Origin of the sequence: Stenotrophomonas sp. MYb57 (assembly GCF_002966815.1) — a bacterium.
Taxonomy (GTDB): domain Bacteria; phylum Pseudomonadota; class Gammaproteobacteria; order Xanthomonadales; family Xanthomonadaceae; genus Stenotrophomonas; species Stenotrophomonas indicatrix.
Map to the genome: position 1 here is coordinate 1,731,576 of NZ_CP023271.1, position 13,924 is coordinate 1,745,499.

Annotated in this window: 12 protein-coding genes and 2 tRNA genes; 13 read left to right on the forward strand and 1 reads right to left on the reverse strand. The window is 67.7% G+C overall.

Features of this window, described 5'->3' with window-relative positions:
• Nucleotides 1-22 precede the first annotated feature (22 nt).
• The 13 genes from CLM74_RS07930 (at nucleotide 23) to CLM74_RS07990 (ending at nucleotide 13,282) form a co-directional block, all read left to right on the forward strand.
• Nucleotides 23-2,434, forward strand: coding sequence for a DNA internalization-related competence protein ComEC/Rec2 (locus tag CLM74_RS07930; protein ID WP_105163807.1), 2,412 nt, complete (start codon nucleotides 23-25; stop codon nucleotides 2,432-2,434).
• Between the two features lie 3 nt (nucleotides 2,435-2,437).
• Entirely contained in the window at nucleotides 2,438-3,100 is a 663-nt protein-coding gene (locus tag CLM74_RS07935) for a MotA/TolQ/ExbB proton channel family protein (protein WP_025875219.1), read from the forward strand.
• A 3-nt stretch (nucleotides 3,101-3,103) separates the two neighbouring features.
• Nucleotides 3,104-3,526 carry a biopolymer transporter ExbD gene (locus tag CLM74_RS07940; protein ID WP_025875217.1) on the forward strand — a complete coding sequence of 141 codons (423 nt, stop codon included), beginning with the start codon at nucleotides 3,104-3,106 and terminating at the stop codon, nucleotides 3,524-3,526.
• Nucleotides 3,523-5,271, forward strand: a complete 1,749-nt coding sequence (gene msbA / locus CLM74_RS07945; RefSeq protein WP_025875215.1) for a lipid A export permease/ATP-binding protein MsbA — start codon at nucleotides 3,523-3,525, stop codon at nucleotides 5,269-5,271. The genes CLM74_RS07940 and msbA overlap by 4 nt, the downstream gene beginning before the upstream one ends.
• Nucleotides 5,271-6,290, forward strand: coding sequence for a tetraacyldisaccharide 4'-kinase (gene lpxK, locus CLM74_RS07950; RefSeq protein ID WP_105163808.1), 1,020 nt, complete (start codon nucleotides 5,271-5,273; stop codon nucleotides 6,288-6,290). Before msbA ends, lpxK begins: the two co-directional genes overlap by 1 nt.
• A gap of 75 nt (nucleotides 6,291-6,365) precedes the next feature.
• Nucleotides 6,366-7,139: a 3-deoxy-manno-octulosonate cytidylyltransferase gene (gene kdsB, locus CLM74_RS07955; protein WP_025875212.1), complete on the forward strand. Its 774-nt coding sequence runs from the start codon at nucleotides 6,366-6,368 to the stop codon at nucleotides 7,137-7,139.
• Nucleotides 7,136-7,624 (forward strand): low molecular weight protein-tyrosine-phosphatase, encoded by a 489-nt coding sequence (locus tag CLM74_RS07960; protein WP_025875211.1) that lies wholly within the window; start codon nucleotides 7,136-7,138, stop codon nucleotides 7,622-7,624. Before kdsB ends, CLM74_RS07960 begins: the two co-directional genes overlap by 4 nt.
• On the forward strand, nucleotides 7,621-9,033 hold the full coding sequence (locus tag CLM74_RS07965) for a hypothetical protein (RefSeq protein ID WP_105163809.1): 1,413 nt from the start codon (nucleotides 7,621-7,623) through the stop codon (nucleotides 9,031-9,033). Before CLM74_RS07960 ends, CLM74_RS07965 begins: the two co-directional genes overlap by 4 nt.
• Nucleotides 9,030-10,874, forward strand: coding sequence for an excinuclease ABC subunit UvrC (gene uvrC / locus CLM74_RS07970; protein ID WP_059063713.1), 1,845 nt, complete (start codon nucleotides 9,030-9,032; stop codon nucleotides 10,872-10,874). The genes CLM74_RS07965 and uvrC overlap by 4 nt, the downstream gene beginning before the upstream one ends.
• Before the next feature lie 17 nt (nucleotides 10,875-10,891).
• Nucleotides 10,892-11,518 (forward strand): CDP-diacylglycerol--glycerol-3-phosphate 3-phosphatidyltransferase, encoded by a 627-nt coding sequence (pgsA, locus tag CLM74_RS07975; RefSeq protein WP_025875200.1) that lies wholly within the window; start codon nucleotides 10,892-10,894, stop codon nucleotides 11,516-11,518.
• Nucleotides 11,519-11,780: 262 nt separating this feature from the next.
• Nucleotides 11,781-11,856: transfer RNA gene (locus tag CLM74_RS07980), tRNA-Gly, on the forward strand.
• Nucleotides 11,857-11,994: 138 nt separating this feature from the next.
• Nucleotides 11,995-13,101, forward strand: a complete 1,107-nt coding sequence (locus CLM74_RS07985; RefSeq protein WP_105163810.1) for an NAD(P)/FAD-dependent oxidoreductase — start codon at nucleotides 11,995-11,997, stop codon at nucleotides 13,099-13,101.
• A 105-nt stretch (nucleotides 13,102-13,206) separates the two neighbouring features.
• Nucleotides 13,207-13,282, forward strand: a tRNA-Gly gene (locus CLM74_RS07990).
• A 73-nt stretch (nucleotides 13,283-13,355) separates the two neighbouring features.
• Here the strand turns inward: CLM74_RS07990 and CLM74_RS07995 are convergent.
• Nucleotides 13,356-13,703 (reverse strand): hypothetical protein, encoded by a 348-nt coding sequence (locus tag CLM74_RS07995; protein ID WP_234003444.1) that lies wholly within the window; start codon nucleotides 13,701-13,703, stop codon nucleotides 13,356-13,358.
• Between the last annotated feature and the right edge of the window lie 221 nt (nucleotides 13,704-13,924).

Here is a 13,924-nt window from a genome sequence, read left to right on the forward strand (position 1 = left end):
CGCGCCTCGGCACGCTGTGTCGATGGCAGCCGATCGGACCTTGTCGCCCTTGTTTGGCCCCGCGTGCGCTGCCGCTCTGGTTGCCGGTGCGTTGGTCTGCGTGCTGCTGCCGGTGTTGCCACCGCTGTGGGCTTCTGTTGCGGCGACCGTCGTGGCCGCGTTGGGCTGGGTGTTGCGCTGGCGCGGACGCGCGGCGGCTGCGTTGTTGTTCGGCTTGGCCTGGACTTGCTGCCACGGGTATTGGGCAATGCAGACGCAGCTGCCGGCCGGTTCTGCTGCGCAGGATGTGCTCGTCCGGGGGCAGGTCATCGATCTGCCGAAGGAAACGCCTGCACACACCCGCTTCGAATTCCGGGTGGATGCGTCCGATGCGATGCCGACGCTGCGTGGAAAGCGGCTGCAGGTGCTCTGGCACGCGCCCCGGGGTGGGCCGACCGACGCCGGGGTTGATCAGAGACGTCGCCTTCACGCCGGGGCGGATTGGCAGTTGTCGCTGCGCGTGCGACCACCACGTTCACGCATCAATCCGGGGGGCTTCGATGGCGAGCGGCATGCGCTGCTGCGTGGGCTGGCAGGGAACGCCAGCGTGCGCGACTCGAGTTCCACGCGACAGCTGCGCCCTGCGCATGGTCTACCTGCGTGGCGCGAGCGCACCAGTGCCGCCATTGCCAGGCAGATCGCACACCCGTCGGCGCGGTTCATCCAGGCCTTGGCACTGGGCGATACGCGTGGCCTGTCCGACGTCGATTGGGCACAGTTGCGCGCGCTGGGCCTGACCCATCTGATCGCCATCTCCGGCTTCCATGTCGGCCTGGTCGCGGGCTTCGCCGCATTGCTGTGTTCTGCGCTCTGGCGATCCTGGCCGGGGCTTGCCCGGTTCTGGCCACGACCGCAGGCGGCGGCCTGTGCGGCGGCGGTGGCAGCAGCCGGCTATGCCGTTGTTGCAGGCAGCGAGCTGCCGACCGTGCGTACCGCGCTGATGATCGCGGTGCTGGCCCTGGCGCGCGTCGCCCGCCGTCCGGTGACGGTCGCGCAGGGGCTGGCGCTGGCCGCGCTGGCGATGCTGCTGCCGGCACCGCTGTCGGTGCTGTCTGCGGGCTTCTGGCTCAGTTTCGGTGGGGTGCTGTGGTTGCTGTGGTGCCTGCCGCACGGGCGGCCGAAGGGGTTCGCCGCGATGCTGCGTGGCGCTCTGGCAGGGCAGGGGGTGGCCAGCGTCGCTCTGCTGCCGCTGGCGGTGGCACTGTTCGGTGGCAGCGCACGGCTGGGGCCGCTGGTGAACCTGCCGATCATTCCGCTGTGGAGCCTGCTGGTGGTGCCTCTGGCTCTGCTGGGAACCGCTCTGGAGGCCCTGCGCACCGGGGCAGGGCAGTGGCCTTGGCGCACGGCTGCCTGGGTGTTCGAGGCCAGTTGGCAGCTGCTGCAACCCTTGGCCGAGCACCCACAGGCGATGTGGTGGCTGGCGCAGGCGCCGGCCTGGGCGTTGCCGGCGGCCTTGCTGGGGGTGTTCTGGTGGCTGTTGCCACGCGGTGCCGGGGCCGGGCTTGCCGGTTCTCTGCTGTGCCTGCCGTTGCTGTGGCCGGCACGGTCGGGGCCGCAGCAGGGTGAGCTGGAACTGGTGGTGCACGATGTCGGCCAGGGCGCGGCGGTGCTGCTGCGGACCGCCCAGCACGCACTCTGGTATGACGTCGGCCCGCCAGCCGGCAGCGAGGGCGAGGAGCGGATGCTGCTGCCGACGTTGCGGGCGTTGGGACAGGAGCCACCGGCACGGGTGATGATCAGTCACGACCATCTGGACCACAGCGGCAACCTCGCCGCGCTGCGCCGGCAACTGCCGGGACTGGATGTACTGGCTCCACCGGGCAGTGCGATTGCGACGGCCGGCAGCTGCCAACAGGGCCTGCGCTGGCAATGGGACGGGGTCGATTTCCACGTGCTGCATCCGCCCGCCGCGTTCCCTGCCGTTGGCGGGAAGGGCGCCGACAACGAAGCCAGTTGCGTGCTGCGGGTTGCTGGCGCGCACGGGGTAGTGCTGCTGCCCGGTGACATCGGCCGGCAAGGCGAACAGGCGCTGCTGGCGGGCGCTGCCGATATGCTGCGTGCGGACGTGGTGCTGGTGCCCCATCACGGCAGCGGAGGCAGTTCCACGCCGGACTGGGTGAAGGCGGTGGCGCCGCGGCTGGCGCTGGTCTCGGCCGGGCACCGGAACCACTTTGGCCACCCGAAACGTGACGTGGTGCGGCGCTGGCAGGCGGCGGGCGCCGAAGTGCTGTCCACCGCCGAGTCCGGCGCGATCCGCGTATGGCTTGGCGCACAAGGCCTGCAGCTGCGTGAACAGCGTATCCACGCCGCCCGGTGGTGGGATGCCGCTGGGCGAGCGCGGTCGGCTGCTATCCTATCGCCGATCGAACAAGCGGCCGCTGGGCCGGAGGGTTGAAACGTGTGGGAACTGGTCAAGGCCGGTGGCTGGCCGATGGTGCCGCTGCTGCTGTTGGGCGTACTGGCTTTGGCGATCGTCCTGGAGCGTTTCTGGTCCTTGCGGCGTAACGAGGTGCTGCCGCCTGGCCTGGGCCAGGAGGTGCGCAACTGGGCCGCGCGCGGCAAGCTGGACCCGGCGCACCTGCAGACCCTGCGTGCCAATTCACCGTTGGGTGCCCTGCTGGCCGCCGCGCTGGAAGCGCGCAACCGCCCGCGCGACCAGATCCGCGAGCGCATCGAGGACACCGGTCGCCATCTGGTGCACCGCATGGAGCGTTTCCTCAACGCGCTGGGCACCATCGCCTCGGCCGGCCCGTTGCTGGGCCTGCTGGGCACCGTGGTCGGCATGATCCAGATGTTCCTGGGCATCCTCGACCACGGCGTGGGTGATGTGAACCAGCTTGCCGGCGGTATCGGCAAGGCACTGGTGTGCACCGCCACCGGCATGATCGTGGCGATCCCGGCGCTGATGTTCCACCGCTTCTTCAAGGGCCGCATCCACGGCTACGTGGTGGAGATGGAGCAGGAAGCCAGCGCGCTGCTGGATACGCTGGACGGTCGCCCCGGGGTGATGACCCCGGCCCCCGCTGCGCGCGCGTCTTCCGCCGCTACGGCAAAGGCCTGATCGATGCGTATCGGCAACGACCGGTCCCAGGATGAGCCGCATATCGACCTGGTGCCGCTGATCGACGTCATCCTGGTGCTGATCATCTTCTTCGTGGTCACCACCACCTTCGACGCGCGATCGACCCTGCAGGTGCAGCTGCCGACCGCCAGCCAGCAGCAGACCAACGAGCCGCCGCGCTCGCTGAGCGTGCTGATCAACGCTGACGGCCGCTACTTCGTCAACGATCAGGAAGTGCTGCGCAGCGACGTCGAGTCGGTCAAGCAGACCATTGCGGCCGTCGCCGGCAGCGACCGCGAACAGACCGTGCTGCTGCGTGCCGACGCGCGCACTCCCTACCAGGCCGTGGTCACCGCGCAGGACGCGCTGGGCCAGCTCGGCTTCCGTCGTATCGCCATTGCAACAGCGCCAGAGGTGCGTCCATGAGTTCCCATCACGCGCCAGTGTGGCCGATCTACAAACGTCTGCTGGGCTATACCCGCACCTACTGGGTGTTCATGATCGGCGCGGTCATCGCGATGGTGGTCGAAGCTCTGGCCGGCTATCACTTCACCAAGCTGATGGAGCCGCTGGTCAACCGCGGGTTCGTCAACCCCGAGCCGCGCATGGCGGTGATCCTGCCGCTGACCATTCTCGGCCTGTTCCTGATGCGCAGCGTGGCCACCTGGGTCAGCGACTACACGCTGGCCAAGACCGGCCGCAGCGTGGTCCGCGACCTGCGTGAACAGGTGCTGCAGAAGTACCTGCACCTGCCGTCCTCGCATTTCGATGCCGAGGCGACGCCGGTGATGGTCAGCCGCCTGAACTTCGACACCGAACAGGTCACCCAGGCCAGTGCCGACGCGCTGAAGACCGTGGTGGCCGATACCCTGACCATCATCGCCATGCTGGCGGTGATGCTGCAGATGAGCGTCAAGGTGACCCTGGCGATGCTGGTGGTGGTGCCGCTGATCGGCGTGATCGTGTCCTACGTGGGCAAGCGCTACCGGCGCATCAGCCGCGGCATCCAGGACGGCATGGGCACCATGGCGCAGACTGCCGAGCAGTCGCTGGCTGCGCAGCAGGAAGTGAAGGTGCATGGCACCCAGCAGCACGAGATCTCGCGCTACTCGCGCCTGGCCAACCGCATGCTGGCGCTGAACATGAAGGTGGAAGTGACCCGCGCGGCGGCCTCCAGCGTGGTCCAGTTCCTGGCGGCGCTGGCGCTGGCAGTCATCGTCTGGGTGTCCACCCGCGAGGCACTGGCCGGCAAGCTCAATGCGGGCCAGTTCATGGGCCTGATGACGTCGATGATGGCCATCATTCCGTCGCTGCGGCGGCTGACCAGCGTGCAGACTTCGATCTCGCGCGGTGTGGCTGCGGCCGAGCGCCTGTTCGGCATCATCGACATGCCGGTCGAGCGCGACGAGGGCAAGCACGCGGTGCAGCGCGTACGCGGCGAACTGGCCTTCGAGCACGTCATGCTGCGTTACCGTGAAGACAGTGGCATCGCCCTGGACGACATCAGCTTCGTTGCCAGGCCGGGCACGGTCACCGCCATCGTCGGTCGTTCCGGCAGCGGCAAGACCAGCCTGATCCGGCTGGTGCCGCGCTTCTACGAACCCAACGGTGGCCGCATCCTGCTCGACGGCGTTGCCCTGGATGAGTATCCGTTGGCCGATCTGCGCCGGCAGGTGGCCATCGTCGGCCAGAAGGTCATGCTGTTCGACGACACCATCGCGGCCAACATCGCCTACGGCATGGATGCCACCGACGAGCAGATCCGTGCAGCTGCCGAGGCGGCCAATGCCTGGGAGTTCATCGCACGCATGCCGCAGCAGTTGCAGACGCCGGTAGGCGAGAATGGCGCGCTGCTGTCCGGCGGCCAGCGCCAGCGCCTGGCGATCGCCCGCGCGATCCTGCGCGATGCACCGATCCTGATCCTGGACGAGGCCACCGCGGCGCTGGACAACGAATCCGAGCGCCTGGTGCAGGATGCGCTGCAGCGCTTGATGCCCGAGCGCACCACGCTGGTGATCGCGCATCGCCTGTCGACCATCGAGCATGCCGACCAGGTGCTGGTGATGGACCATGGCCGCATCGTTGAACGCGGCACCCACCAGGAGCTGCTGTCGATGGGCGGCCTGTACCAGCACCTGCACAACATGCAGTTCCGCGAAAGGCAGGACTGATGGCGGGCAAAGGTACCCAGACCCCGCCGTACTGGTACGACGGCAGCCCGGCTCCGTGGCCGATGCGACTGCTGGCGCCGCTGTATGCCGGCGTCACCGCGCTGCGCCGGCGCCTGTACCGGCGTGGCTGGCGCAAGCGCCATGCGCTGGCGGTGCCGGTCATCGTGGTCGGCAACATCACCGCCGGCGGCACCGGCAAGACGCCGCTGACCATCGCCCTGGTCGAGCGCCTGCGGGCCGCGGGCTGGAAGCCCGGTGTCGCCAGCCGTGGCTACGGTCGTGAGCAAGCGGACAAGGCACGTTGGGTGGAAGCCGATACGCCGACCGCCCTGGGGGGCGACGAGCCGGTGCTGATCGCCTGGAAAACCGGCGTGCCGGTACGCGTGGACAGTGACCGCGTGGCAGCGGGCAAGGCGTTGATCGCCGCCGGCTGCGATGTGATCGTCTGCGATGACGGCCTGCAGCACTACCGGCTGGCGCGCGACATCGAGATCGAGGTGGTTGATGCCCAGCGCCGCTATGGCAATGGCCGGATGATTCCCGCCGGCCCGCTACGCGAGCCGGTCAGCCGCGCAGCGGAATGCGATTTCCGGGTGGTCAACCTGGGCCAGGCAGATGGAGCGACGGCTGCCCAGGCCTGTGGCTTCGGCCAATGGCCGATGGCCCTGCACATCGACAGTGCACAGCCGCTGGCCGGCGGGCGCGCACGTCCCCTTTCGTACTTCGCGGGCCAGCGCGTGCATGCCGTGGCCGGCATCGCCCATCCGCAACGCTTCTTCGACATGCTGCGCGCGCGTGCGATCGGCGTGGTGCCGCACGCCTTCGCCGACCATCATGCCTACCAGCCGCAGGATCTGTCCTTTGGCAGCCAGTTGCCGGTGCTGATGACCGAAAAGGATGCCGTGAAGTGCCGCGCGTTCGCCAATGACTGGCAGTACGCGGTGCCGCTGCGTGCCGAGATGCCTGCTGCTTTCTGGATCGCGTTGACCGATCGCCTGGACAAGCTGCGACCGAACTGAGGGGCCGTGCGGCGCTTGCAAATGCACGCCGCCGGCCGCATTCCTGCTGTATCGCGCCTGCCGAGTACCGCCCGCATGACCGACTTCGTTGTTGCCATCCCGGCCCGCTATGCCGCTTCGCGGCTGCCGGGCAAGCCGCTGCGCCTGCTGGGCGGAGAACCCATGGTGCTGCATGTGGCGCGCCGCGCGCTGCAGGCCGGCGCAGGTGAGGTATGGGTCGCGACCGACGACCAGCGCATTGCCGACGCATTGTCCGGCCTGGCGGAAGTGAAAGTGGCGATGACCGCTGCCTCGCATGCCTCGGGTACCGATCGCCTGGCCGAGTGCGCGCGCATTGCGGGCTGGTCCGATGACACCGTGGTGGTCAACCTGCAGGGCGATGAACCGTTCGCGCCGGCTGCCGGCATCCGCGCCGTGGCCGAGGCACTGGTGGCGGGCAGCGCACCGATGTCGACCCTGGCCACGCCGGTCGAGGATGCCCACACGTTGTTCGACCCCAACGTGGTCAAGCTGGTGCGCAACGTGCGCAACGAGGCCCTGTACTTCAGCCGTGCGCCCATCGCCTGGCATCGCGATGGCTTCGCCCGCAGCCGCGACACCCTGCCCGAAGGCCATCAGTGGCTGCGCCACATCGGCATCTATGGCTACCGTGCCGGTTTCCTGCAGCAGTTCGCCTCGATGCGGCCGGGCACGCTGGAACAGGTGGAATCGCTGGAGCAGTTGCGCGTGCTGGAAGCGGGCTACCCAATTGCCGTGGCGATCTCGCCCGAACCCTTCCCGCCGGGCATCGACACCCCTGAAGACCTGCAGCGCGCCGAAACACTGCTGCAGGCGATGGCCGCGCGATGAGGCTGCTGGTCGTCTGCCTCGGCAACATCTGCCGCTCGCCGATGGCCGAAGGCGCGCTGCGTGCCCGCCTGGATGCCTCGGCGCTGGCTGGGCGGGTACAGGTCGATTCGGCCGGTACCGGCGACTGGCACGTGGGCCAGCCACCCGACCGGCGTGCCATTGCATGCGCGGCCGGACACGGGGTGGACCTTGGCGGCCTGCGCGCGCGGCAGTTGCAGCGGCAGGACTTCGACGCTTTCGACTGGATCCTGTGCGCCGACGAGGCCAACCTGCGTGACGCCGCACGCCTCGCCACTGCCACCCAGCGCGAGCGCCTGGCGCTGTACCTGCCGTGGTCGGGCGGACAGGGCGAACGTGCGATTCCCGATCCCTATACCGGTGGCAGCGATCATTTCGAACAGGTCTGGTCGCTGGTCGACGCTGCTGCCGAACGCACCGTGGCACGCCTGTTGCATCACGCCGACTCCGGCATAATCGGGTCATGAACATCCAGCCCGTCCCGGACCTGCCCGAGTTCGCCGCCTGGCTCAATGCCGCGCCCTGCACCCTGACCGAACTGCGTGGCCGGCCGGTCGCGCTGTTGTTCGTCAACGCGGCTTCCGCATGGAGCGCGCAACGGCTGGCCGAGTTCAGCCAGTGGCTGTCACGCCACCCCGGCAAGCTGCAACCTCTGGTGCTGCAGGTGCCGCGCTTCGACTTCGAGCGTGATGCCACGGCTGCGCTGAAACTGCTGCGCCGCCAGGGCCTGACCATGCCGGTGCTGCTTGATGCCGATTGGGATGGCTGGCGCCGCTTCGGCGTCAGCGCCTGGCCGACCATGGTGCTGCTGGACGCGCAGGGTCGCGAACAGCAGCGCTTGATCGGCCAGGGCGTGCCCGGCGAGCTGGAGCGGGCCCTGAATGCCCTCTGCGAGGGTGCGCCGTCGGCCCCTTCGCGTGGCGGCAGCGAGCTGCACCCCGAACCCCGCCAGGCGCTGCGATTCCCGATGGGTCTGGCGGTGAACCAGGAACGGTTGTACATCGCCGACAGCGGCCACCACCGCATCCTGGAATGCAGTCATGGCGGCCGCGTGCTGCGTCAGTTCGGCTTGGGTACCGCCGACTTCATGGACGGCAACCTCGCCGAAGCCGCTTTCCACCGGCCGCAGGCGCTGGCCTTGGAGCGCGAGTCGCTGTACGTGGCGGACACCGGCAACCATGCCGTGCGCCGCATCAACCTGCTGACCGGCCTGGTCGACACCCTGTGTGGCAACGGCCGTCCGGGCGCCCCCGTGGAAGGGCCGGTGACGCAGCCACGGCAGGTGGCGCTGGATCATCCGGTTGGCCTGGCCATCGCCGAAAACCAGCTGCACGTCGCCATGGCCGGCGACAACCGCATCTGGAGCTACCACCTCGGCCAGCGCAGCCTGCAGTGGCGCGCCGGCAGCGGCGCCATCGACGAGCGCGATGGCAGTGGCCATCTGGCCGCGTTCGCCCAGCCCACCGCCGTGGCCGTGGTCCAGCAGGTGCTGTACGTGGCCGATGCGCTGGGCTCTTCGATCCGTTCATTGCAGTTGCGCGGTGACCTGGTGCAGACCCTGGTCGGGCAGGGCACCTGGCGTTTCGGCGAGGACGATGGCCCGCGTGCGCAGGCCAGCCTGCAGTTCCCGCAGGCGATCGCATTGAGCCCGGATGCCCCGTTGTTGTGGATCGCCGATACCGGCAATGGCCGCCTGCGCACGTTGCGCCTGGGCGGCGGCGAACTGACCACCCAGCCCTTGCCGCGGCGCCTGCATGGCCCGGCAGGCCTGGCCGTCGGTGCCGGCGCGGTGTGGATCGCCGAAACCGATTCCCACACCGTACTGCGCCTGGACCCTGACAGCGGCGTGCTCAGCGAAGTGCCGATCAGCGAATGACCGTTGTTCCTGTCCCGACCTTCGATGGCAAGGCATTCGCGGCCCAGCTGAGTACCGCCCCGGGCGTGTACCGCATGTACGCGGCCGACGACACGCTGTTGTACGTCGGCAAGGCCCGCGCGCTGCGCAACCGCGTGGGCAGCTATTTCAACGGCAGTCCGAAGAACGCGCGCATCATGTCGATGCTCTCGCAGATCGTGCGCATGGACGTGACCGTAACGCGCTCGGAAGCCGAAGCGCTGCTGCTGGAAAACCAGCTGATCAAGTCGCTGTCGCCGCGCTACAACGTGTCCCTGCGCGACGACAAGACCTATCCGCATGTGCTGCTGACCCGCGAAGACTGGCCGCGCATCGCCCTGCATCGTGGTCCACGTGCCATTCCCGGGCGCTATTTCGGGCCGTATCCCGGCGTCACCGCGGTGCGCGAGACGCTGAACCTGATGCACAAGCTGTTCAAGCTGCGCAGCTGCGAGGACAGCGTGTTCCGTAACCGCTCGCGGCCCTGCCTGCAGTATCAGATCGGACGCTGCAGCGCGCCGTGCGTGGAACTGGTGCCAGCAGCGGACTACGCCGAGTCGGTGCGCCGCGCGGCGATGTTCCTGGAAGGCAAGAGCGATGAGCTGACCCGGGAGCTCGGCGAGCAGATGCAGGCGGCCAGCGAAGCGCTGGAATTCGAGCAGGCCGCGCGACTGCGCGATCTGATTACTTCATTGCGCAGCATGCAGACCCGCCAGTACGTGGACGGCCGCGCGGCCGACCTCGACGTACTGGCGGTGGCCATGCAGGGCTCGCAGGCCTGCGTGATGCTGCTGGCCTTCCGTGATGGCCGCAACCTGGGCACCCGCCCGTTCTTTCCCCGCACCAACGGCGAGGAAAGCCCGGATGAAGTGCTGGCGGCCTTTGTCTCGCAGTACTACATCGAATTCGAGCCGCCGCGCGAGATCCTGCTTGACCGCGAAATTCCCGATGCCGATCTGATCGGTTCTGCGCTGTCGGCCTCGGCCGAGCGCAAGGTGCAGTTGAAATGGAACGTCCGCGGCGAGCGCGCCGGCTACCTGGAACTGGCCAGCCGCAACGCACAGTTGACCCTGGCCACCGAGATCAACAGCCGCACCGCGCAGCACGCGCGCAGCGAAGCGCTGCGGGTGATGCTGGGGCTGGCCGAACCGGTAAAGCGGGTGGAGTGCTTCGACATCAGCCACACCATGGGCGAAGCCACCGTGGCCTCCTGTGTGGTGTTCGATGCTGCCGGCCCGGTGCGCGCGCAGTATCGCCGTTTCAACATCAGTGGCATCGAGCCGGGCGATGATTACGCCGCGATGCGCCAGGCGATCGACCGCCGCTTCCGCCGCGCGGTGGAGGAGCAGGGCGTGCTGCCGGATGTGCTGCTGATCGACGGTGGCGCCGGCCAGCTGGCACAGGCCCAGGCGGCGCTGGCTGATCTGGGCGTGGAAGACGTGCTGCTGGTCGGCGTGGCCAAAGGCGTGGAACGCCGTGCCGGCCACGAAGCGCTGGTGATGCCCGATGGCCGCGAACTGCGCCCGGGTGCGGCCGATCCCGCTCTGCAGTTCATCCAGCAGGTGCGCGATGAAGCACACCGCTTCGCCATCACTGGCCATCGCGGGCGCCGGCAGAAGGCCCGGATGACCAGCAAACTGGAAGACATCCCCGGCATCGGGCCGCGACGGCGCGCCAGCCTGCTGAAGCATTTTGGCGGTCTGGTCGGCCTGAAAGCAGCCGGAGAAGCGGAAATTGCCAAGGTCGAAGGCATCAATGACGCCCTCGCAGCGCGCATCTACGCTAACCTGCACGGGTTGGCCGCGCCGGATCCGGCCGAGTAGAGAGAGAATAAAGCCGCATGACGTTGACCCTGCCCACCTGGCTGACCCTGTTGCGGATCGTGATGATCCCGGTGCTGGTGCTGGTGTTCTACCTGCCCTACACCTGGACCAACTTCGCATCGGCGGCGATCTTCGGCCTGGCCGCGATCACCGACTGGCTCGATGGCTGGATCGCGCGCCGTTACGGCCTGGAGTCGGCGTTCGGCGCCTTCCTCGACCCGGTGGCGGACAAGCTGATGGTGGCGGTGGCCCTGTTCCTCATCGTGCAGGGTCATCCGACCCCGTGGATGGCGTTCTGGGCGGCGGTGATCGTCGGCCGCGAGATCGCGGTGTCGGCGCTGCGCGAGTGGATGGCCGAACTCGGCCAGCGTGCCAAGGTGCGGGTGGCGATGATCGGCAAGGTCAAGACCACCGCGCAGATGGTCGCGCTGCTGTGCCTGCTGTATTCGGTGGCGCCGAACGTTCCGGTCGACGACATCTGGATGGGCCCGCCGGTATTCCATATCGGTGACTGGACCCTGGCCATTGCCGCGGTGCTGACCCTGTGGTCGGGCCTGCAGTACCTGCACGCCGCCTGGCCCAGCCTGCGTGACGACGAGCGCGCCGCGCGCGAGCGTTCGCGGCAGAAGAAGCTGGGCAACTGAGCACCGGGGTCGGATCCCTTTCCGCAGGAAAGGGCTCTGACCCCATCGCTGCCATCATCCACGCATGGCGTGGATCTACTGGGCATGCGTGCACTGTGTGGGGCTTCGCGTGATCCCTCATCCACGCATGGCGTGGATCGCCTGGAATGTGTCCTGCGGTAGATCCACGCCATGCGTGGATGACGCATTTCATGACCTCTCGAACTGCCTGAAAAAAAGGCCTTGACGCGTTGCGCAGAACAGGTAGAATTTCGCCTCCCAAGCGGGAATAGCTCAGTTGGTAGAGCGCAACCTTGCCAAGGTTGAGGTCGCGAGTTCGAGTCTCGTTTCCCGCTCCAGATTCAAGAAATGCGCTCCCGAAAGGGAGCGTTTTTCGTTTGGCCGGAGCGGCTTCATCCCCACTTCACCGCCACTCCATCGCCTCACCATGTGCCGATCCGACGCTGTGCTCCCGGATCCAGCAAGGCGAAGCAGCAATGCCATGTTTTTCCCCTGCCAACGACTACGACGTGGTCATCGTCGGCGCCAGCTTTGGTGGTGCCGCCTGCGCACTTGCCGCCGCTCAGTACGGCCTGCGCGTCTGCGTGCTCGAGCGCAAGGCCGACCCTGGCGAACGCCTGCACACCACCGGTATCGTGGTGAAGGAGGCGATGGAACAGACCTGGCTGGGGCGCATGCCCGATCATCTCGTGCAACGCGTCGCACGCGTGCGCCTGTATGCGCCGAACCTGCACAACGTGCTGCTGACCGCGCCGGGTTACTACTTCCTCACCACCGATACGCCGAACCTGATGCGCTGGCTGGCCAGCGAACTGCGTGCCAGTGGCGTGGACCTGCGGCTGCAGCAGTCGTTCACCGACGCCTGCCGCGACGGCGACGCGTGGCAGGTTGAAGGGGTGGGGCGCACGGCCTATCTGGTCGGCGCTGATGGCGCACGATCACGTGTTGCCCAGCGTACCGGCCTGGGCCAGGTGCGCGACAATCTGTATGGCGTCGAGCGCGAGTTTGCCGGCGTGCAGCTGCCGCAAGGCGATGCCTTGCACTGCTTTGTCAGCCGCCGGTTCGCACCCGGCTACATCGGCTGGGCCGCGCAGAATCCCACCGGCGTGCAGGTGGGATTGGCGCTGCGGCATGATCCCGCACATGCACGCGCGCCGGATATCGAGGGATTCCTTGAACACGTGCGCGACGTTGTGGGACTTCCGCACTCGGCCCAGGTTGCCGGCACCCGCGCGGGCCTGGTGCCCTGCGGGTTGCCGGATGGCCCGATCACTGCGCCGGGCGTGATCCTGACCGGTGATGCGGCAGGTGTCGTCTCGCCGCTGTCGGCCGGCGGCATCCACTCGTCATGGCGGCATGGCTGGGCGGTCGGTGATGCGATCGGGTTGCACCGGCGCGGCAAGGGGCCGGCCGCAGAGCAGGTGGCGCGTCAGGCCGCCCCCACCTTTCACCGCAAGCGCATGCTGCGCTGGGCAATGGACCACCTGCAGCGGGACTGGCCGGTCAATGCGCTGCTGCGTACCAGCCCGATGCGCCGGCTGGCCGAGCAGATCTACTTCCATCGGCGGGGCGTGCGGATGTGATCCTGAAGCTGAACGCTGCTTCATGAGGGGGCAGCAGAATCCTGTTGACGCCGTGCAGCAATCCCGACACAATAGCGCTCCTTCGACGAAGGTCGAACGGAATCTGCGGGAATAGCTCAGTTGGTAGAGCGCAACCTTGCCAAGGTTGAGGTCGCGAGTTCGAGTCTCGTTTCCCGCTCCAGATTCAGAAAAGCGCTCCCGCAAGGGGGCGTTTTTCGTTTGCGCACCGGCAAGGGATTGCGATTGCGATTGCGCTAGCGCGGGCTGCCTCGGCCCGCACCGCACCAGGTTCGCACGTCCGCACGATCGAAGCCGGCGCAGGCGTTCTTGCGCGTGATGTACAGATACGGGGCGTCGGCCTGGTAGGTGAAGTGGTAGTAATAGCTCCGGTCCTGGCCGTACAACCAGTAGTTCGACGAGCCCTCGTTGATCACGTAGGGCTCGAAGGAAAAGATCGACGACTGCGCGGGAATGAAGTTGCTGCGGTCCATCAGCAGCATGGCCGCGTTCGACGCCAACGAAGTGGTCAGGCAGATCGCCGTCGTACCCACGATGAGCACGGTCGCGAAGATGCCGAGCGTGCGGCGAAGGGCGGATTTCAAGCGTATGGCCTGCCGGTGGAAGCGTTCAGGACAATGTGCCGCAGCGCCCGCGGACAGTCCAGCGTTCAGCTTGGCGGCGCCGATGAAAGGCTGTGGAAAGGCCGAGGGTTCGCAATGCATGCACCGCACACGCGCTGTAACGCACCTCCGACCGATTCTCCATGTCCACTCCACAATCGCGGCGTAGCCTCCTCGGCTTCTCTCTCCACGAAGGCGGGCGG

Coding starts and splice junctions, on each gene's coding strand:
- CLM74_RS07985 (WP_105163810.1), top strand. CDS start 11,995: ATGCCATGTTTTTCCCCTGCCAACGACTACGACGTGGTCATCGTCGGC.
- kdsB (WP_025875212.1), top strand. CDS start 6,366: ATGACCGACTTCGTTGTTGCCATCCCGGCCCGCTATGCCGCTTCGCGG.
- CLM74_RS07930 (WP_105163807.1), top strand. CDS start 23: ATGGCAGCCGATCGGACCTTGTCGCCCTTGTTTGGCCCCGCGTGCGCT.
- CLM74_RS07960 (WP_025875211.1), top strand. CDS start 7,136: ATGAGGCTGCTGGTCGTCTGCCTCGGCAACATCTGCCGCTCGCCGATG.
- uvrC (WP_059063713.1), top strand. CDS start 9,030: ATGACCGTTGTTCCTGTCCCGACCTTCGATGGCAAGGCATTCGCGGCC.
- CLM74_RS07940 (WP_025875217.1), top strand. CDS start 3,104: ATGCGTATCGGCAACGACCGGTCCCAGGATGAGCCGCATATCGACCTG.
- pgsA (WP_025875200.1), top strand. CDS start 10,892: ATGACGTTGACCCTGCCCACCTGGCTGACCCTGTTGCGGATCGTGATG.
- CLM74_RS07965 (WP_105163809.1), top strand. CDS start 7,621: ATGAACATCCAGCCCGTCCCGGACCTGCCCGAGTTCGCCGCCTGGCTC.
- lpxK (WP_105163808.1), top strand. CDS start 5,271: ATGGCGGGCAAAGGTACCCAGACCCCGCCGTACTGGTACGACGGCAGC.
- msbA (WP_025875215.1), top strand. CDS start 3,523: ATGAGTTCCCATCACGCGCCAGTGTGGCCGATCTACAAACGTCTGCTG.